Origin of the sequence: Lysinibacillus sp. UGB7 (assembly GCF_049058285.1) — a bacterium.
Taxonomy (GTDB): Bacteria; Bacillota; Bacilli; order Bacillales_A; family Planococcaceae; genus Lysinibacillus; species Lysinibacillus sphaericus_B.
The window spans coordinates 109,105-124,821 of record NZ_JBMGUV010000012.1; the positions used below are offsets into that span (position 1 = coordinate 109,105).

17 protein-coding genes are annotated in these 15,717 nt (G+C 38.9%); 3 read left to right on the plus strand and 14 right to left on the minus strand.

Annotation, left to right across the window (positions count from 1 at the left end; translation table 11 throughout):
- Nucleotides 1-125: 125 nt before the first annotated feature.
- Together ACOMCU_RS12970 and ACOMCU_RS12975 are read right to left on the minus strand one after the other, a co-directional pair.
- Nucleotides 126-1,325, minus strand: coding sequence for an MFS transporter (locus ACOMCU_RS12970; RefSeq protein WP_421050426.1), 1,200 nt, complete (start codon nucleotides 1,323-1,325; stop codon nucleotides 126-128).
- 12 nt (nucleotides 1,326-1,337) lie between these two features.
- Nucleotides 1,338-1,757, minus strand: a complete 420-nt coding sequence (locus tag ACOMCU_RS12975) for a MarR family winged helix-turn-helix transcriptional regulator (RefSeq protein WP_010861049.1) — start codon at nucleotides 1,755-1,757, stop codon at nucleotides 1,338-1,340.
- Nucleotides 1,758-1,848: 91 nt separating this feature from the next.
- Between ACOMCU_RS12975 and ACOMCU_RS12980 the strand changes: the two genes are divergently transcribed.
- The gene (locus ACOMCU_RS12980) at nucleotides 1,849-2,208 is read left to right on the plus strand and encodes a hypothetical protein (protein ID WP_421050427.1); all 360 of its coding nucleotides are present in this window, start codon (nucleotides 1,849-1,851) and stop codon (nucleotides 2,206-2,208) included.
- 18 nt (nucleotides 2,209-2,226) lie between these two features.
- On the opposite strand, the gene ACOMCU_RS12985 is transcribed toward ACOMCU_RS12980, so the two are convergent.
- The 6 genes from ACOMCU_RS12985 to ACOMCU_RS13010 form a co-directional block, all read right to left on the minus strand.
- Nucleotides 2,227-3,174, minus strand: coding sequence for a nuclease-related domain-containing protein (locus tag ACOMCU_RS12985; RefSeq protein ID WP_421050428.1), 948 nt, complete (start codon nucleotides 3,172-3,174; stop codon nucleotides 2,227-2,229).
- A gap of 137 nt (nucleotides 3,175-3,311) precedes the next feature.
- Nucleotides 3,312-3,779 (minus strand): hypothetical protein, encoded by a 468-nt coding sequence (locus ACOMCU_RS12990; protein ID WP_421050429.1) that lies wholly within the window; start codon nucleotides 3,777-3,779, stop codon nucleotides 3,312-3,314.
- Nucleotides 3,739-4,707: a FecCD family ABC transporter permease gene (locus ACOMCU_RS12995; protein WP_051112226.1), complete on the minus strand. Its 969-nt coding sequence runs from the start codon at nucleotides 4,705-4,707 to the stop codon at nucleotides 3,739-3,741. Before ACOMCU_RS12995 ends, ACOMCU_RS12990 begins: the two co-directional genes overlap by 41 nt.
- A 31-nt stretch (nucleotides 4,708-4,738) precedes the next feature.
- Nucleotides 4,739-5,740, minus strand: coding sequence for a FecCD family ABC transporter permease (locus ACOMCU_RS13000; protein ID WP_010861044.1), 1,002 nt, complete (start codon nucleotides 5,738-5,740; stop codon nucleotides 4,739-4,741).
- Nucleotides 5,741-5,765: 25 nt separating this feature from the next.
- On the minus strand, nucleotides 5,766-6,692 hold the full coding sequence (locus ACOMCU_RS13005) for an iron-hydroxamate ABC transporter substrate-binding protein (RefSeq protein WP_421050430.1): 927 nt from the start codon (nucleotides 6,690-6,692) through the stop codon (nucleotides 5,766-5,768).
- Nucleotides 6,693-6,705: 13 nt separating this feature from the next.
- Nucleotides 6,706-7,494, minus strand: a complete 789-nt coding sequence (locus tag ACOMCU_RS13010) for an ABC transporter ATP-binding protein (protein WP_010861042.1) — start codon at nucleotides 7,492-7,494, stop codon at nucleotides 6,706-6,708.
- A gap of 148 nt (nucleotides 7,495-7,642) precedes the next feature.
- On the opposite strand from ACOMCU_RS13010, the gene ACOMCU_RS13015 reads away from it, so the two are divergent.
- The gene (locus ACOMCU_RS13015; protein ID WP_421050431.1) at nucleotides 7,643-8,692 is read left to right on the plus strand and encodes an NAD(P)/FAD-dependent oxidoreductase; all 1,050 of its coding nucleotides are present in this window, start codon (nucleotides 7,643-7,645) and stop codon (nucleotides 8,690-8,692) included.
- A 147-nt stretch (nucleotides 8,693-8,839) separates the two neighbouring features.
- Here ACOMCU_RS13015 and ACOMCU_RS13020 read toward each other — a convergent pair whose 3' ends face one another.
- Both ACOMCU_RS13020 and ACOMCU_RS13025 read right to left on the minus strand, forming a co-directional pair.
- Complete coding sequence (locus tag ACOMCU_RS13020; RefSeq protein ID WP_421050451.1) at nucleotides 8,840-10,273, minus strand: DHA2 family efflux MFS transporter permease subunit; 1,434 nt, start codon at nucleotides 10,271-10,273, stop codon at nucleotides 8,840-8,842.
- Between the two features lie 970 nt (nucleotides 10,274-11,243).
- A complete protein-coding gene (locus ACOMCU_RS13025; protein ID WP_010861039.1) occupies nucleotides 11,244-11,477 on the minus strand; it encodes a hypothetical protein in 234 nt (77 codons plus the stop codon).
- Between the two features lie 287 nt (nucleotides 11,478-11,764).
- On the opposite strand from ACOMCU_RS13025, the gene ACOMCU_RS13030 reads away from it, so the two are divergent.
- Complete coding sequence (locus ACOMCU_RS13030) at nucleotides 11,765-12,472, plus strand: class I SAM-dependent methyltransferase (protein WP_421050432.1); 708 nt, start codon at nucleotides 11,765-11,767, stop codon at nucleotides 12,470-12,472.
- 227 nt (nucleotides 12,473-12,699) lie between these two features.
- Here the strand turns inward: ACOMCU_RS13030 and ACOMCU_RS13035 are convergent, their stop codons facing one another.
- The 4 genes from ACOMCU_RS13035 to ACOMCU_RS13050 all read right to left on the minus strand — a co-directional run bounded on the left by ACOMCU_RS13035 (nucleotide 12,700) and on the right by ACOMCU_RS13050 (nucleotide 15,590).
- Nucleotides 12,700-14,034 (minus strand): DUF6138 family protein, encoded by a 1,335-nt coding sequence (locus ACOMCU_RS13035; RefSeq protein ID WP_421050433.1) that lies wholly within the window; start codon nucleotides 14,032-14,034, stop codon nucleotides 12,700-12,702.
- Between the two features lie 36 nt (nucleotides 14,035-14,070).
- Nucleotides 14,071-14,616: a CbrC family protein gene (locus ACOMCU_RS13040; RefSeq protein ID WP_421050434.1), complete on the minus strand. Its 546-nt coding sequence runs from the start codon at nucleotides 14,614-14,616 to the stop codon at nucleotides 14,071-14,073.
- An 18-nt stretch (nucleotides 14,617-14,634) separates the two neighbouring features.
- Entirely contained in the window at nucleotides 14,635-15,258 is a 624-nt protein-coding gene (locus tag ACOMCU_RS13045; RefSeq protein WP_421050435.1) for a hypothetical protein, read from the minus strand.
- A gap of 86 nt (nucleotides 15,259-15,344) precedes the next feature.
- Nucleotides 15,345-15,590 carry a DUF5713 family protein gene (locus tag ACOMCU_RS13050; protein ID WP_421050436.1) on the minus strand — a complete coding sequence of 82 codons (246 nt, stop codon included), beginning with the start codon at nucleotides 15,588-15,590 and terminating at the stop codon, nucleotides 15,345-15,347.
- Nucleotides 15,591-15,717: the final 127 nt, after the last annotated feature.

Sequence of the window (15,717 nt, forward strand, 5' to 3'; positions counted from 1 at the left end):
TGATAATGATTATCATAATTGATTGCAAGAAGTATTTTTATTTAAAGAAAAAAACGTCATTTCGCAGTTGAATTTTATAACCAACTAGCAAAAAGACGTTTTTTCCACAATATAACGATTCTAATCTATGAAATTTTCGCTTGTTTTAAATTCTCATGTTTTCCATATAAGAAATAATAGAGCACAATTGACAGTAAAATAACAAATACCATGGCCAAGAAAGTGGTGCTGTAACCCATCGTCGGTGCAAAAGAACCTAAGAAATAAGGCCCTACTCCTAATCCTAAATCATATAAAATAAAATAGGTCGATGTCGCAAGTCCTAGTCGTTCATTTGGTGTAACTTTAATAGCGATTGCTTGGGCTACGGAGTTGAAGTTACCATAACCAATCCCAATACAAGCAGCAGCTATTAAAAATACAACAGTACTCGTTGCAGCACTAAAGGCGTACATACCAATGGCAAATAGCACAAGACATGGGTAAATCACAATATTGGCGCCCCTTGAATCGAGTAGTTTTCCTGTAAATGGACGAGTCGCTAAAATGACCAGTGCATACACGATAAAGAAATAACTACCTGCCGTTACTAAATCCAATTCTTTGGCATAAAACGTCATAAACGACATAACGCCTGAATAAGCAAAACCAATTACGAGTGCTACAAATGCAATTGGCACTGCCCGCATTTCAATAAAGTTGGACAGTTTGAAACCTGTCTTCGCCGCTAGTTCTTTCACCTTATTCGGTGCATCTGGCACTGTCACAATAAAATACATCATAAAGCAAATAACGGCTAAAACCGAATCGACCGCAAAAATCATGCGATAATCAGCAAATAACTGTGTTAAAAGTATCCCTACAAAAGGTCCGATAGCCGTCGCTAAAATGGCACTTAAGCTATAGTAACCTATCCCTTCACCACGTCGATCCGCTGGTAAGATTTGAGCAATAATTGTACCCGTTGCCGTACTTGCTACCCCGAGCGCTATCCCTTGTACTAAACGATTTAGCATCAATAATGGTAAATTTCCTGCAAGAAAATACGACATTGTAGATAACATAAATAACAACAGTCCACAAAATAATGTCTTTTTACTACCCCAATCCCCAATAATTCGTCCAGTACCAAGGCGCCCAAATAACGTCCCTATTATAAAGATACTAGACACAAGCCCTGCCGTACTCGTGGAAGCACCAAATTGCTCCACTGCGTAGCCCGCAATCGTCACCATTAATAAATAAAAAATTAACGTAATTGTAAAATTGATTAGGGATACGATTAAAAAGTCTTTTGTCCAAAGTTTATGTCTAGTTGCTTCCACTTGCTTCCTCTCCTACTGATGAATGTTTGCACAAATTTTTGCTAAAACTTGTGTAGCAATTTCAATATCCTGCGTTGGCACACCTGCCAATGCCTTTTCTAAAAATGGTTTTAAATGTTCCTGAATTTCCTGCACGATATTTTCACCATAAGCGGTTAATTGTACAAGCTTTTCTCGCTTATCCTTGCCTGCCACTGTTTCGACATAACCAAGTTCCACAAGCTTTTGTACAAGCCTCGTCACACTCGGCTTCTCAATAAACATAAAGTTGGCAATTTCAACAAGCGAATGCGGTCCCTTATCGATTAAAAATCGCAAGACAGCCCACTGTGAACTAAATAACTGATAGTGCTCTAACTGCACATTGAGCTGATTTGTAAACGGTCGGTACATCAATCGGTACTCATTAAAAAAATTCTGTTCAATCGTCAAAGTATCACTCCCTCACTTTTTCACTACTACTGTAAATTAAATTAGTTAGCCTAGGTAACTATATACCCAACTTCCCTATTTGTCTAGGGTTTTGTCTGTTAGTTCGGCGGTTTTTGTTCGTCAGTTTGCTGCGTTTATCCGTCACTTCCGCGATTCTATCCGTCAGTTTGCTGCGTTTATCCGTCACTTCCGCGATTCTATCCGTCAGTTCGAGCATTCTATCCGTCAGTTCGACGGTTCTATCCGCCAGTTCGAGCATTCTATCCGTCAGTTCGGCGGTTCTATCCGCCAGTTCGAGCATTCTATCCGCCAGTTCGACGGTTCTATCCGTCAGTTCGACGGTTCTATCCGCCAGTTCGAGCATTCTATCCGTCAGTTCGGCGGTTCTATCCGCCAGTTCGACGGTTCTATCCGCCTCATATCCCAAACAGCCAAAATTCAGACCGCTTGAATTTTGGCAAACCCATATTTACTCTGCAATCCAATATCTCCTATGTCGTTTTGTTCCCAGCGCTTTCAACGGAAGCTGCTGCAATATTCTATACGCCACATTCGGAGAGCTAATTGCAAAAAATTCACAAAAGCTTTTGTTCGTTAACCATCCGTTTATCAGTAAACGATAGTCATCAAGTGTAGTAAAAATTTCCTGATTATCCACTAAGCCGCATCGCTCGCAGAACCACTTTTTATAGCGATAGCTCATTTTTTGTCCATCCGAGCAACGTGGGCATAACACGCCTTTCACTATATCCTGTATAGGTAGCGTTAATTGTCTTTTCATAGGTGTATGCATGGTAAACAAAAGATTCGCAAAGCGTTGGAGTGCTGCTTCATCCATGAATACCTCATTATGTTGTTGAAGCCACGCTTTTACTTGATTACGCAACCCCGATACATGAAACACAGGCTGCCCCCTTAAACTTTGTGATAAAATTGCATTTTTCGTCGCAAAAATGACAGCGTACTTTACAAGTATATCGAGTCGCTCCTGCTGAATCATTCCTTTCATCCACTCCACATGCCGCTTTACCTGATGTAGGGGGTCAAGCATTCCTTCAACAATGCCCTCTGCGTTGGTTCTAGTAAATTGAGCAAAGGCTTCATCAAATTCCAGATAGCCTGTTATATTTTTAATTTCTAAAATCAGTATAAAGTGGGGGCATAAAAAAATTGTGTCCATTTGATGCGAGGTGCCGAAGCGGTTGATGACTTGCAAATCATGAAGAAAATAATGGGGATGAGGTAAATTCATTTCAAGCCATTCTGCATCTACTCGCTGTTCCCCCGCATAGCCTGCTTGTATGCGACGTAAACGCTCAGAATAGTAGGTGAACTCTGCATGGGTACTAGGGAGTCTTCGTATCAGTGCCTCATAAATTTTTTGTGTCTCTGACTTTTGCCGAGCTAATACTATCATTTTTTCTCCTCCTTTTCCCCATTATAAAGAAAAAAAGGCTTGCAAAAAGGCTTTCCAAAAAACTTTAAACTGGGATTTGGCAAATTAAATCTTTCGTTCATATTTTTAGATAAAAAGTAAGGCAAAAACGGCCGTGGCTAGCTCTCGCTACTACTTTTCCGCTCGCTATCCGTCAGTTCGGCGGGTTTATCCGCCACTTCCGCGATTCTATCCGTCAGTTCGACGGTTCTATCCGCCTCTCCCGCGATTCTACCTGCCACTTCCGCGGTTCTATCCGTCTCTCCCGCGATTCTACCTGCCACTCCCGCGGGTTTATCCGCCACTTCCGCGATTCTATCCGTCAGTTCGACGGTTCTATCCGCCTCTCCCGCGATTCTACCTGCCACTTCCGCGGTTCTATCCGTCTCTCCCGCGATTCTACCTGCCACTCCCACGGTTTTATCCGCCACTTCGACGGTTCTATCCGTCAGTTCGAGCGTTCTATCCGTCAGTTCCGCGGTTCTATCCGCCTCCCCTAACTCGAACACTAGCTCAAACAGAAAAAAACTGAACAGCCTAAGCCATTCAGTCGTTTTTGCGTAATAAATATAAAAAATAAGGTGCACCGATACATGCTACTACAATTCCTGCTGGTACTGTTGCTGTTGAAATGGCCACGCGTCCAATGGTATCGGCAAGCATTAATAAGCTAGCCCCGATACATAGTGTTAACGGTAAAAAGAATTGATAGCGTGGTCCGACAAGCTGTTTCGCGATGTGCGGTGCCATTAAACCGATAAAGGCAATTCCACCAGTTACTGATACAGCAGCCGCAGCAAGTGCGACAGACACGATCAATAATTGTAGTCGCTCGCGCCCAATATTCATGCCAAGACCAGTGGCTGTTTGCTCTGTCATAGCTAGGACATTTAACACATTCGCCTTATAGAAAATAAATGGAATGCACAGCACAAGCCACGGCACTAAAGCCCAGAAAAATGGCCAATCTGTTCCCCACACGCTGCCCGCTAGCCATTGTGCGATAAATTGCACATCACTTCGCTCAGCAGAGGAGATTAAAATCATCATGAATCCTGATAAAGCAGAAGCCACCCCTACCCCGACTAAAATGAGCTGTACCGGTTGAACACCTGTGTTCCGCTTGTACGAGAAAAAGTAAATACATAATGCAGTGATTAGAGCGCTCATAAATCCTACCACTGGGAGCACATACGCAAAGTTTGGTAAGTCTCCCTTCGCGAATAGGTAAAAGAGTGTAATCCCAACACCTGCACCTGCATTGATACCAATAATCCCGGGATCTGCTAAATCATTGCGGGTTACACCCTGTAACACTGCTCCTGCTAACGCTAACGCCATCCCTGCCGCTGCCAAAACAAACATTCTTGGCAATCGAACAGAAAACAACACGAATGATTCTTTAAAACTACCATCTCCCAATAGAATCGGGATAATGCGGTCAATCGACACGGAAGCTGCACCTAGCGAAATACCCATTACAAAAATTACGAGTGTCAACAATATCCACGCCATTAACCAGCGACGCCGTTTTTTACGCCCGACATTAAACAAGCTGACGACCTCCCTTCCGTACGAGAAGTAGGAAGAATGGAAGGCCGATAATCGAAATAATGGCCACTACCGGTGTTTCATATGGCGCATTAATCATCCGACCTGCAAAATCAGCAATCACCATAAACCAACCACCAATAAGGGCACTCATCGGTAGGACGAATCGATAGTCTGTACCAACGAAGGCACGTACGATATGTGGCACCATTAAACCAACAAATGCTAAATTACCTACAAGCGCCACCGCAGAGCCTGCTAAGACAACAACGACAATCATCATCACGCCTTTAATCACGGACGTATTTTGTCCTAAACCTACTGCGACTTCTTCATTTAAGCTCAAAATGGTTAGTTGACGACTGAATGCAAAGGCAATCACTAAACCAATGATTATAAACGGCACGATAATTAACGCTTTCCATGTTGTGCCAATTAAGCCACCACTTGTCCACATGGATACATCTTTTGAAATCTGAAATAATATACCCGTACCATCTGCAACGGCTTGTAATAGTGCGGATACGGCAGCACCAGCTAAAACAAGCTTTAATGGAGAAAACCCCTTCTTAGTTGAAGTTCCGATGCCATATACAATGATCATGCCAATTCCTGCACCGACGAAGCATGCAAAAATCAACATATAATACGAGGTACTTGGGATGAACGCCAGCGTTAAAGCGAGGGCCGCATTGGCACCTGCCGTTAGTCCAAGAAGCCCCGGATCTGCTAATGGGTTTCTTGTAACCCCCTGCATTATAGCTCCAGCGACTGCAAGTGCACTGCCTACAAAAATAGCTGCCAGGATACGAGGAAATCGGATTTCTCGTAATATAGCATAATGCTTGCCACCGCTTTGTCCTACGATGGCTTGATAGACATCTTGAATGCTAGTATTTGCTGCACCTACGCACAGCGAAATACTAGCAGTTCCTACTAATAAAACCAGTGCAAGCATCGCCTGAAGCCAAAATGGGAACTGTCGAAACTTTGTCATTTGCCTTCGCTACTCTCTACTGAAATTATTGTAAAAACTTCTCTTCAAAGAAATCTAGTTGATAATCTAATGTTATTGGATCATTAAAGTAAAATGCATTGGCATTCACTTCAAATAAACGACCATTTTTCACAGCTTCTAAATCTTTAAACCATGCCGCTTCTGTAAATGATGTATCTTGGTCCATAAACATACTAAAAATGACATAATCACCAGCGTAATCGCCTAATACCTCTTGAGAAATCGCGAAATAACCTGGCTCTAACGCCACTTCCTTCACTTTTTCAGGCATTTTTAAGCCCATTGCTTGATATAAAATTTCTGTTCCACGACCCCAGTTGTCCCCATATAGATACAATTGCTTATTGAAGTTTTCTGCAACCGTAACCGTTGCATCTTCACCAATTTTTTCTTTAATTTTAGTACCTACTTCTGTAGCACGCACTTTAAAGTCTTCTACCCATGCTGTTGCTTCTTTTTCTTTGTTGACCACTTTACCGATTTCAATAAACTGTTGTAAATAATCAACTTTACCGTACGTAAATAATACGGTCGGAGCGATTTCTGCTAATTTATCGGCATTTTCAATACCACTTAAACCAATAATTAAATCGGGTTCTAGTTCAAGAATTTTTTCAATATCTGTATTTTCTACAACAACTGCATCTTTAATGTCATCTTGGAAGTTTGGATTCTTTGTCGCCCATGAATCAACACCAACTACGTTGACATCAAGTTTTAATAAATCTCCAACAAATGAAGATAACACGACTACACGTTTTGGATTAGCTGGCACTTCAATTGGACCTGTTTCAGATTCATAGGTAATTGTTTCTGCTGACGAAGCTTCTTTAGAACCTTCGTCTGATTTCTTAGCACTATCTTCTTTATTGCCGCATGCTGCTAGCACTAGTACAAGCATCATAAACATTGGTAAAAGCCACTTTTTCATTCGTAAATCCCCTTTAAATTGTTTGTAATAGGTTATATGTAATGCACATTGGTTTGTTTGTTCTTGGATCCTTGCCAATGACTGCATCAATATTAAATACTTTCTGTAAAACTTCTGGCACAACCACTTCCTCTGCTGTACCAAACTTCACAAGCTCTCCGTTTGAAAGTGCCACAATATAATCTGAAAAACGTGCTGCTTGGTTTAAATCATGCAACACCATAACAATTGTGCGACCTTCATCTTCATTTAACTTGCTTAGTAATTCTAAAACTTCCAGTTGATGCGCCATATCCAAATAAGTAGTCGGTTCATCTAAAAAGATAATATCCGTGTCTTGTGCTAATGCCATCGCGATCCACACGCGCTGACGTTGCCCACCAGATAATGCATCAACTGTTTGCTGACGAAATGCACCCGTTTTTGTTACCCGTAAGGCCCAGTCAATCACATCTTTGTCCTTTTGCGATAAATTGCCAAAGCCTTTTTGATATGGAAATCGACCGTAGGATACAAGCTCTTCAACAGTTAACCCATGTGCACTTTCAGGACTTTGTGGTAATATGGCCAACTCTTTCGCTAATTCTTTGGTTTTCATCTTTGAAATATTTTGGCCATCCAAAACTACTTGTCCCTGATCATGCTTTAATATTCTCGTAATGGCTTTTAATAGCGTGGATTTGCCACAGCCATTTGAGCCAATAATTGTCGTTATTTTTCCATCTGGAATTTGCAATGATAAATCGTGCACAATCGTTTTGTTGTCATAACCAACACGTATTGATTCAACTTGTAAACGCAAATCGTAACCTCTCTTTCTTTTTACTTCTTTACATGCTATGATATTCAAAGTTCTTTAATGATAATCATTATCACTAGAACTAGTCTAGTTATCTGATAAGGATTTGTCAAATACTTTTTTATTATTTATTAAGGATGTGGCGAACTAAATGCAAGATATATATGATTTAACAATTATTGGTGGTGGGCCTGCTGGTCTATATAGTGCCTTTTATAGTGGTTTAAGAGGATTAAAAACGAAGTTAATGGAAAGTCAGGAGCAGCTTGGTGGCAAAGTTTTACTGTACCCAGAAAAGCTTATTTGGGATATTGGTGGTCATCCCCCCGTTTTAGGCGAGCAATTTGTCAAACAATTAATTGCCCAAGCAAAAACATTCGACCCAACCATCCTAACTGGAACAAAGGTTGACTACATTGAGCGACAACAAGATATTTTTGTAATACATACAGCTCAAGGAGACAAGCATTACTCAAAAGCTATCCTCTTAGCAGTTGGTGGTGGTATTATTAACCCTCAAAAGCTTACGCTTGAAGGTGCTGAAAAATATGAGATGACCAACTTGCACTACACAGTACAATCCTATCAGCGCTTTGTAAACAAGGAAATTATTATTTCAGGTGGTGGTAATGCAGCACTTGACTGGGCTGTTGAGCTGAGCCCTATTGCCAAAAACGTAACCGTTGTTTACCGTAAAGAAACTTTATCTGCCCATGAAGCAACAGTACAAGAGGCACTCGCTGCTGGTGTACAAATCGAATGCAATACGACGATTACCAAACTGTCCGCCAATGCAGACAAAACAGCCATTCAATTAGTCACATGTGAAAATTCACAAACAAAGCAAAGTTACACGCGTCAAATTGATGAAGTTATTGTTAGTCATGGCTATAACCGTGAAGCATCGTTAGCATTTGAAGAATCTATTACCATACCAAAGAAAGATGATTATTATTTCGAAGGAAAAGCAACTGGTGAAACTGCGCAACCTGGTATTTTTGCAGCTGGCGATATTTTAGCTTTCGAAGGTAAAATCCATCTGCTTTTAGGAACTTTCCAAGATGCCGCAAATGCTGTCAACTCGGTGAAAACGTATTTAGAACCAACAGCCTATCGGAATGCGGTTGTATCTTCGCATAACGAAATGTTTAAAGAAAAAAATCGCTCTATTATTGAAAAACAACTTGTACAAGTAAACTAACGACAAATTTTCATCCCTAGATATTAAATTGTTGTTGATATATTTCAAGCGAAGAACCCTCCTAAGAACTTTTTCTTAAGAGGGTTTTTATAGTTTCGGGCTTTTTACACTACCATTTTCTTACATGCTATGAACCACTACTCGTGTTTAAGATTTTAATTGAAGAGTGCTTGGCTTTTTCATGAATAAGGATAACACAAAATTAATGACAGCAAAGACGAATCCTACTGTAAAGACGAAGGATGATCCTGATGCTGCAGCCTCTGTCATATTGTCACCTGCTGTTGTTAACGCACTGCTTTGTTTTGACGTGAACAACGCCACCATAATTGCGATACCAACCGCACCTGCTACTTGTTGAATGGTTTGGGTAATCGCAATACCATCTGGATAGTACTCTTTTGGTAAAGCGTTTAAGGTGTTTGTTTGTGTAGAGGCAAGCACCGCACCGATACCTAGCATCATGACAACATGCGTGAAGATAATCATCCATACAGCCGTTTCTGTACCAAATGTTGCATACAGTAGATAACCAATAACGACTAAAAGTGTACCTGGTGTAATAACTGCTTTGGGACCGTATTTATCGAATAAGCGACCAATTGTTGGCGCTAAAATACAGTTTAATAAACTACCTGGTAAAAGAATCAGACCTGTTGTAAATGCTGCCATGACTAATGCCATTTGCATATACATTGGTAAAATAACTAACATCGATAACATGTTAAAGAATGTTATAAAGCTCATAAATACACCCAAAACGAAAAGTGGGTATTTAAATGCACGTAAATTTAACATTGGCGTGGTCATGCTCATTTGACGAATCGAGAATAGGATGATGGCTAAAACACCAACAATGATTGTGCCAAGAACCGTTGCACTTGTCCATCCTGCTTCACCTGATACACTGAATCCGTAAACAATACCGCCGAAACCAATCGTTGACAGGATAATAGATAGTGTATCAATCGATACTTTGCGTACTGCATTGACATTCGGTAAATATTTCTGTCCGAAAATTAAAGAGAACAATAAGAACGGTATAGTGACGCCGAAAATCCAGTGCCAAGATAATGTATCTAAAATAAGACCTGCGATTGTTGGACCTAATGCTGGACCGGCTAACATCACTAGACCCATGATTCCCATAGCACCACCACGTTTATTTGGTGGGAAAATCGTAAAGATAACGTTTTGAGTTAAGGGTAAATTGATGGCTAAACCTGCCGCTTGAATGACACGAGCAAGTAATAACACACTAAATACTGGTGCGACCGCGGCTAAAATTGTTCCTATTAACGATAATAAAATGCAGCTCATAAACATTTGACGCGTTGTAAATTTTTGCATCAAAATGCCTGTTACTGGCACTAAAATACCTAAAGTTAAAAAATAACCTGTTGCTAACCATTGAATAGTTGTAGCATTTACACTAAAAATTTGACTTAAGTCACCTAAAGCAATATTTAATGCCGTTTCACTAAAAAGTCCAACAAAGCCAGCCACTAAAAGAGCAGCTAAGATAGGGCCTGTTTTGTGTTGTTTATTTGCCGAAGCATCGACTTTCGGACTTGTATTCACTTTTTTACTCACGAGTTCAAACTCCCTTAAAAATATTTGGTGATCCGGTAGAAGCGACTTTCTGGTTACAGATGAGTCTGTGTTAAATAGCGCAACATCGATTCCTCCATTAAGGCTGTCATCTGAATTGCAATCGAATAGGCTGTATCTTTTGAATATCCTTATTCATGAATAAATATCATTTGGATTTTTCCATACACATTTCAGTAAAGCTCTCTTACTGGAACACTTAATGCAGCCAATTCACTCACACCCCTGCTAAATGACTAGCCTTTAAGTGCCCCCCTCCTCTTCTCTGCTGGCCTTTGGTGTAATAGAATACTGGTCGAATATAGCTACCATCCGTTGTAATGACTTCCTTCAAAAAGTGAGAACTTTGAGATATTCTGACTTTTAACATTTCACTTCTTTCCACTCGGATATATCCTGTTTGATTGAAAAAGTTTTGGTGCGATGTTGATAATCAACGATTTAGTCGCCATTTTGTCTAACTCACTCCAACATACCAACCGGTCTGTTTGTAACTATAACAAAAATAAATTCTTTTATGTAAGCATTTTTTTCAAGTAAAACACTACAGTTGTTCACACTTCAGACATAAACAAGGCTGAAATGGCCGCTAGTAGAGAGGCTAATAGCTGCCATGAAACTTGACAAATGCACAACAATAGAAACTTCTATACTTTATTTAAATTACTTTCATCAATCGTTTTTCTATAACGAAACACGGACATTTTTGTTAGGAGCGTATGGCGGCGACTCAGCGGGAAAAGGAAGCAGCTCGATGCTTGCCCGAGGAAAGCGTCCGCCTGTAGTTGGAATATAACCGAAAGTGAAGTATGAAATGGATTTTTGTATATAACTTTTCCACTTCTTCAGCTGGCTGGGCTCTTTATAAGAGCTAATACACAAAAAAGCACATCAACTTATTGCCATTGATGTGCTTGATATAGCCTATTGCATCTTGAAACTATTTAAATAAACTTAACAATGATCCCATTTGCCTTAACATATTAACCCCATTCGTGATTGTTCCAGCATGACCCATAATGGCATTTATACTATCTGGTAATCTTCCAAATCTAGAAGCCTGGGGTAGTTGGTTCGGGTAAAAGAAAGGTTGCTCCTGTCTACCTCGATTAGATCCTTGTCTATATCTTGGTGGAAGTGGTCTCCTTCCAGGATTCGGCGGATAAAATGGCATCGATTCACCCCCTATCAGAAAGCTTTTTAATAATATATGTCTGAAATTTTTTATTGATTAGTCTTTCGTAGACGTGGCTGACACATAATATAACGTATGTAGTGCGTAAAACATATTGAAATCTAGTGATTTATTCCACTTTTTATGGTGCCGTCCAGATCCTATACCAGCACTTTTAAAATCAATCACTCCTTACTTCTGTAAGGTTTCATTTTTGGTCAGCTTATCTCTTGCAGGAACCATACTATTTTTTATTTCATACTATACAATTATGACGAATAAAGAAGGTGGTTGTCTTTCAGAATTCCAAATATCTAGATTTTTTGTCCAAATTTGGTGTTGGGGGTGCTCATCCTGGCGGTATTAACCTAACAAAGGCAATATTCAAAACGGAGCAAGTCAGCAAAGCTTCTCATATTTTAGATGTAGGGTGTGGTACAGGCCAAACTGCTGCCTTTTTAGCTAGCAACTACGGTGCAAAAGTAATGGGCATAGATATCAATTCAATTATGGTAGCGAAAGCCAAAAAGAGGATGAAAAAAACACATCTACCAGTAACAATCATGCAAGGTTCAATCGAAAAAATGCCGTTACCCGATCGTAAATTTGATTTTATCATTGCTGAATCTGTTCTTTCTTTTGTCAATAAGCCTAGTGCCCTAAAAGAAATTTTTCGTTTATTAAAGGATGGTGGTCGGTTCATTGCAATCGAATTTACCATCAACCGACAACTTGAGGCAAAAACCGAACAGGAAATCAAACAATTTTATGGCTTTGATTCCTTCTTTATGAAAAAGGATTGGGTTGCTTTATTTAAACAGGTCGGTTTTAAAAATATCCGTATACAAAAAAACAAGTCCATTTCTTCAGTGCCTGAATATCAGTACTCCAAGGATATTGAACCTGAACATTATGAGCTCATGGAAAAGCATTACAATCTGAACTTAAAGTATGAAGGAATTTTAGATTATAGAGTGTATTCTTGTACAAAATAGTTTCTTGAACCTCATGCGATTGTTACTTCACAGCCCTAATGTATTCATTATTTTGCTCAACTTTAACCCTATGCTTATGAAGTAGTTCCGCTATTAAATTGGAAGCTGCTCAATCTAAAATAAAAAAGAGTAGGAGATGCGTTAATCACAAATCTCCTGCTCCTGTACCTTATTGCCATGCTCTATTCATTTTAACAGCGTTCAAATTAACTTTTTCATGTACTGTTTTATAACAAAATCTCTTGATAAAGGTGTCTTAATTCATCTGAAGCATTGTCTATCACTACAGCAGGCGGTTTATTAAAGCACACACCCCAAATAGCATAACAGACATTTTCCCAGACAAATGCAATCATTTCATCAAGTTCTTCTTTCCAATCCTCTTTTTGGCTTTCACTGAGATACGCCACAAAGTTTCTTTTACATGTTAATAGTAGTTCTAAACTTGCTTTATCATTCATGTTCTCAGAAAAAATTTCATTATGTTCATGTTCTTGAACCGCAAGTACACAACTAATGAAAACAGGAAGCGTTTCAGATGTAAAACCGAATTTGTTGATAAACACGGGTGTGAAAGCGGTTTGGATAGAAGAGTGGTCCCCATCACAGGTTTCCATGTATTTTTTTACTAAGGGCCAATATTCTGAGGAAACTAACCCTAAGCCTAAAACGGCAAATGTGGATGGCATAGCACAATCCTCATCCTCTAAATCTGTATACCACGCATATGTTCTCATGGCCTTTTCTGCGTATAATTTTATTTTCGAATGTAGTTCCGGATATTTTAGCGCATTGGCAAAAAAATTATGAACAGGTACTTGAGGTAAATTTTCAATTGGCAAGTACTCATTTTTCGCACAAGAAAATTTAATTTGATAACTTTTAGGGAAATTCAAATCTAGTAATCGAATAATAAAGTCCAATGATTTCTCATAGGCAACCTGTTTCTCGTTTTTAATATGGACATCAATCATGGCAAAAACATCATTCGCTTTACAGACAACATCGTTATCACGATAAGAACTTTCACTTATTGTCAGTTCACCGGATCCATTTTCTCGCAGTTTAGCTACTTCATTTGATCCTGTTGCCTCTACCAAGTTAAAGAGTCGTTGTGCTGAAAGAGATTCATAACTTGCACCATATTTCATAAAACATATCGCGACATAGCACACAAAATTCAGCAATTCTAAATCTACTAACTCCATTCCTTCTTTTAATGTATATGTAGATGGCCAGTTTTTTGTTCCTGTTGCGAAATAGCGTTCTTGAATATTGTTTTCAATCCAAACGCGCAATGTATAACTAATATTATTGAACCCTGCCATGTGTCGCAGTTGTTCGCAAAAAGCCTTCACTTCAGCATGTTTAAATGTTGTAGTTAGTTGTTGATTTAAATAGAACTCTAAAATACTCGTTAGCAATAGACTCTCTCCCGTTGATAACTCAATCGTGAGAGGATAGTCTTCAATCACTTTACAACTCCTCGTTCGAATTTCAGTTGTCGCCTGTTGAAAGATTTCTTGATGCGTTACAAAATTGGCAGATGTTAAATAGTGCAATTTCTCATTCCTCCTTATGACGCCTCTATAGATAACTCATGCACAATCTGCATATAAGCAATATTTCCCGCATTCTATACATTGAAATAGATAGCCTTGTAATTCACCATCATTCGTTAAGTATTGCTTTAAATCTGCTAGAGCCATCTCTGTAAAATTTTCTATTTCATCTTCAATGCCTTTTTCTACTAATTCCAACCACCCTACATAGCCAATAAAAGCACAGTAATCCGTACAATGAGCAAGCCAGTTATTCCCTTGCCAACTCACATAACCCGGTGTTCGATGTAAGATTTCATCTACAAACGACTTGTTTACTACTCGTTCATCATTATATAAATCTGATTGAAATGTTCCATTATACTTTGCAGCCGCTTTTCCACTAGAAATACAATTTGGACAAAGATACTCGACTGATTCTATTGCATATAGGCCACTTTCAACATATATTTCTACCTCTTCTTCACAACAATCACATAGCACTTTTTTGTCTATTTTGAAAATCCCTGATTTGATGGGATGCGCTATATACTTAAATTTAGGTAATGTTCCTTCCAATTCTTCTGCTGTTTTTTTACACATGTTGTCATCTCCTTGGCGCTATTTTTCCATTCCTAATAATTTCCTTTCTAATTGTTTTAACTTACGCAATACATCCTCTCGATTTTTTGCACATTTAATATAGGCAGGTAGCGAATGCGATGCTGTTTTACCTGTAAAGTTCTTTGTTCTTAATTTATCCGACACATAGTCAACTAAATACTTCAAATGGCTTGCGCTTAACGCCCAGATAGGTTGGTTGGGCCCTACATTTGTTAAGAGATAGTAATCTAGTAGGAATATAGGATCTGTCCCTTTTGCATTTGACACCACAATAAAATAGACTTTTGTCGGATTAATTTTGATATGACATTGTACAAGCGTATGACAATAAGGGCATGCCTTGTTCAGCTTACTATAATGACGTTCTCTATCTTCCAGTTCAATATTGACATGTCGTTTACAGGATTTACATTCCCCCTGTGCAAAAGCTTTTACTAAACATTGCTGCTCCTTTGTTTTACGGAAAGTACAACTGTCACATTGGACAATATAGGTGTTAGCGATTCTTTTAATCTGGGCGCATTTTGTACAATTTGGACATTGTACCAATACGGCATTTCCTCTTGACGTAAAGCTATAAAAATCATAAGTGAAAAATGGTGAATCTACAAAATTCTCCATGAAAGAAACCTTCCCTTTTAATGCATATAAAATAATCGCTAAAGTTTAAACTTTCTACCTTAGCGATTTTCTTACTAACATGATTTTTACCAATCTCTATTTCTAATAGCTTCTTCTATATCGATATCTATATGATAAGCTTTTAAAACTAAGAATACCGTATCTGCAATGGATTCTCTCGCAACGGTTTCAATTTGACTATCATTTTCTTCAAATTCTTCTGCAAGCTCGTTAAGTTGATCGGTCATCTCGTCTAATTTTTGTTGTACTGTATCCTTCGTATATGCCTCATTTTCAAGATAATTAGCAACTCCTTCAATTGTTGCTTTCACCTTATCTACTAAAAAATCAGGGAAGTAGGAACTCTATACATATCTACTAAATAGTTAATTTCTATTTTCAAGGAAAACCCTCCAAATTATGTTTTTCATTTATTTATTGATAATAACATATTCCATT